Origin of the sequence: Streptomyces sp. NPDC059456, assembly GCF_042750055.1 — a bacterium.
Taxonomy (GTDB): domain Bacteria; phylum Actinomycetota; class Actinomycetes; order Streptomycetales; family Streptomycetaceae; genus Streptomyces.
Genome location: NZ_JBHYVA010000871.1, coordinates 1 through 3,048, shown reverse-complemented (window position 1 = coordinate 3,048; position 3,048 = coordinate 1). Strand labels below are relative to the sequence as shown.

General features: G+C 73.5%; 2 protein-coding genes and 2 pseudogenes. 3 read left to right on the top strand and 1 reads right to left on the bottom strand.

Annotation, left to right across the window (positions count from 1 at the left end; translation table 11 throughout):
• The coding region (locus ACFXA3_RS39830; RefSeq protein WP_385195880.1) for a TerD family protein at positions 1 to 728 on the bottom strand (728 nt) is incomplete at its 3' end.
• Between the two features lie 185 nt (positions 729 to 913).
• On the opposite strand from ACFXA3_RS39830, the gene ACFXA3_RS39825 reads away from it, so the two are divergent.
• The 3 genes and pseudogenes from ACFXA3_RS39825 to ACFXA3_RS39815 all read left to right on the top strand — a co-directional run.
• Positions 914 to 2,080: an HpcH/HpaI aldolase/citrate lyase family protein gene (locus ACFXA3_RS39825; protein ID WP_385195878.1), complete on the top strand. Its 1,167-nt coding sequence runs from the start codon at positions 914 to 916 to the stop codon at positions 2,078 to 2,080.
• 32 nt (positions 2,081 to 2,112) lie between these two features.
• Positions 2,113 to 2,496: pseudogene (locus ACFXA3_RS39820) on the top strand (phosphoribosyltransferase domain-containing protein); the annotation flags it as partial.
• A gap of 123 nt (positions 2,497 to 2,619) precedes the next feature.
• Positions 2,620 to 3,048: pseudogene (locus ACFXA3_RS39815) on the top strand (phosphoribosyltransferase domain-containing protein); the annotation flags it as partial.

Sequence of the window (3,048 nt, the reverse complement as noted above, 5' to 3'; positions counted from 1 at the left end):
GGGGACACCGGCTGCGGGTACCCGTACGCCGGCTGCGCGGCCGGCGGGGCCTGGGTCAGCGGCGTACGGGGTGCCTGCGGGGCCGGCGGTGTCTGCGGGGCCGGCGGGCGCATCGCGGCCGTCTGCTCGGCGGCCGGCCCGGCGGCGGGCTCGGCCCCGGAGGCCTCGGCGGCGTTCTCGTCCACGGAGATCCCGTGGTCGGTCGCCAGCCCCACGAGCCCGTTCGAGTAGCCCTCGCCCAGCGCCCGGAACTTCCATCCGTCGCCGCGCCGGTACACCTCGCCGCAGATCAGGGCCGTCTCGGCACCCGTTTCGGGGTGTACGTCGAAGAAGGCCAGCGGCTCGGAGCCGCCGCTGGTCGTGGCGTCGTACAGCAGGATGCGCAGGTCCTGGACCTGCTGGAACGGCACGTCCTCGGCGGAGGCCACCACCAGGATCCGGTCCACCACCGGCGGCACCGCGCGCAGGTCCGCCTGCACGGCGTCGGTGATCGCCTCGCCGATCTGCTTCTTGCCGAGCCGCCACACGGCTCCCGAGGGGTGCCGGGGCTGGTTGTAGAACACGAAGTCCTCGTCCGAGCGCACGCGCCCGTCCGGGCCCACGAGCAGCGCCGAGGCGTCGACGTCCGGCACCTCGGGGCCGCCGGTCCAGCGCAGCACCGCCCGGACCGCCATGGCGGTCACCGGGATGTTGGAGCCCTTCTGCATCGCGTGCGTCATGCCCGTCATCCTGCCCTCCCGGGGCGGCGCGGAACAACGCGGCCCCCCGCAGGGCCTTGTCGCGGACGAAAGTCCTGGGCATGGTGCAAGAGGGTTACCTGAACTTCATGCGTTTGAGGAACTCTTGACTCACATTCGTACGTACTATTACCGGCCACGCCAGTTGGGCCGCCGAGGCAGTACGGGGGAAGCACATGCGTCACTTTGGGCATATATCGCCCACCGTCCGCAAGGACCTCTTCCACCAGGAGCCTGCCGAGTTCACCGGCGCCTCCCCCGCCCGCATTCTCGCCGCCGCCCTCGGAGCCACCCTCTACAGCCCCGCCACCCGCCCCCACCTCGCCGCGGACGTCCACAAGCAGGCCGGCCGAGGAGTCGTCTCCATGGTGCTCTGCCTGGAGGATTCGATCAGCGACGCCGAGGTCGCCGACGCCGAGGACAACCTCGTCCGGCAGTTCGCCGCCCTCGACGCCGACGGCGGCGAGCTCCCCCTCCTCTTCATCCGGGTCCGCACCCCCGAGCAGATACCCGAGCTCGTCCGCCGCCTCGGCGGCTCCGTCCGCAGACTGGCCGGATTCGTACTCCCCAAGTTCACCGAGAACCGTGGGACCGCGTTCCTCGACGCCGTCGCCCGGGCGGAAGCGGAAAGCGGACAGCACCCGCTGTACGCGATGCCCGTCCTGGAGACCCCCGACCTCCTGCACCTCGAAACCCGCGTCGAAGCCCTCGCCGGCATCTCCCGCACCGTCAACCGGTACCGCGACCGCGTCCTGGCCCTGCGCCTGGGCGTCACCGACTTCTGCTCGGTCTACGGACTGCGCCGCACCCCGGACATGACCGCCTACGACGTCCAGATCGTCGCCGGAGTCATCGCCGACGTGGTGAACGTCCTCAGCCGCGCCGACGGCACCGGCTTCACCGTCACCGGTCCCGTCTGGGAGTACTTCCGCAGCCAGCAGCGCCTCTTCAAGCCGCAGCTGCGCCGCAGCCCCTTCCTGGAGGAAGGGGCGGAGGAACTGCGCACCACCCTCATCGAGCACGACCTCGACGGGCTGCTGCGCGAGATCGAACTCGACCGGGCCAACGGACTCCTCGGCAAGACCTGCATCCACCCCGCCCACGTCACCCCCGTCCACGCGCTGTCCGTGGTCTCCCACGAGGAGTTCAGCGACGCCCAGGACATCCTGCGCCCCGAGCGGGGCGGCGGCGGAGTCATGCGTTCCGCCTACACGAACAAAATGAACGAGGTGAAGCCCCACCGGGCCTGGGCCGAGCGCACGATGCTCCGCGCCGAGGTCTTCGGCGTGGCGAAGGAAGAGGTCGGCTTCGTCGACCTCCTCACGGCAGGGCTCCAGGTGTGAGCCCGCACGTGGACACGGAGAAGGGCAAGAAGATCGACGCGGTGTGGTCGGGAACCTGGGTCGCGGACCGGCTGGGCGTACGCCTGGAGGAGGCCGGCGATCCGGGATCGCCAGGGCGCGGGCCGGGATCGCCGCGGCTGGACGAACTGCTCGGGCTGGCCCTGCGCCGCAACCCCAAGCGGGCCCACCTGCTGGTCTCGCAGGTACTGGGCAAGCACGTCCCCCAGTCCCCGGGGGCCGTCCACGCCGCCGGACACGGCCTCGGCGAGCGCGTCCGGGCCCTGCTGGGCGAAGACGCCGCCTCCGCGGTCGTCCTCGGCTACGCCGAGACCGCCACCGGACTCGGCCACTGCGTCGCCGACGGCCTCGGCTCCGCCCCCTACCTGCACTCCACCCGCCGCCCCGTACCGGGCGTGGGGTGCCGCGGGGGGGGGGGGGGGGGGCGCGCCGGCGCCCCCCCCCCCCCGGACGCGGCCCCCAACCCCCACACTCAGCTCGCGCGCGGGGCCCCGGGGGGGGGGGGGGCCCGGCCCCGGGCGGCCCCCCCGCCGGCGGGTTCGAGGAGGCCCACTCGCACGCCACCTCGCACCTGCTGCTGCCCGAGGACCCGAAGCTGCTGGCCGGCAGCGGGCCGCTGGTCCTCGTCGACGACGAGTTCTCCACCGGCAACACCGTCCTGAACACCATCCGCGACCTGCACGCCCGCCACCCCCGCGCGCACTACGTGGTCGTCGCCCTCGTCGACATGCGCTCCCCGGCCGACCGTGACCGGCTCACCGCCTTCGCCGCCGAGCTCGGCGCGCGCGTCGACCTGATCACCCTGGCCAGCGGAACGGTGCACCTGCCCGACGGCGTCCTGGCCAGGGGGCAGGCCCTGGTCGAGCAGTACGAGGCCGCGGCCGGGCCCGGCCCCCGCCCCACGGCACCCGCGCCGGGGGAGCAGGACGGTCCGGGGGCGCCCGCCCAGC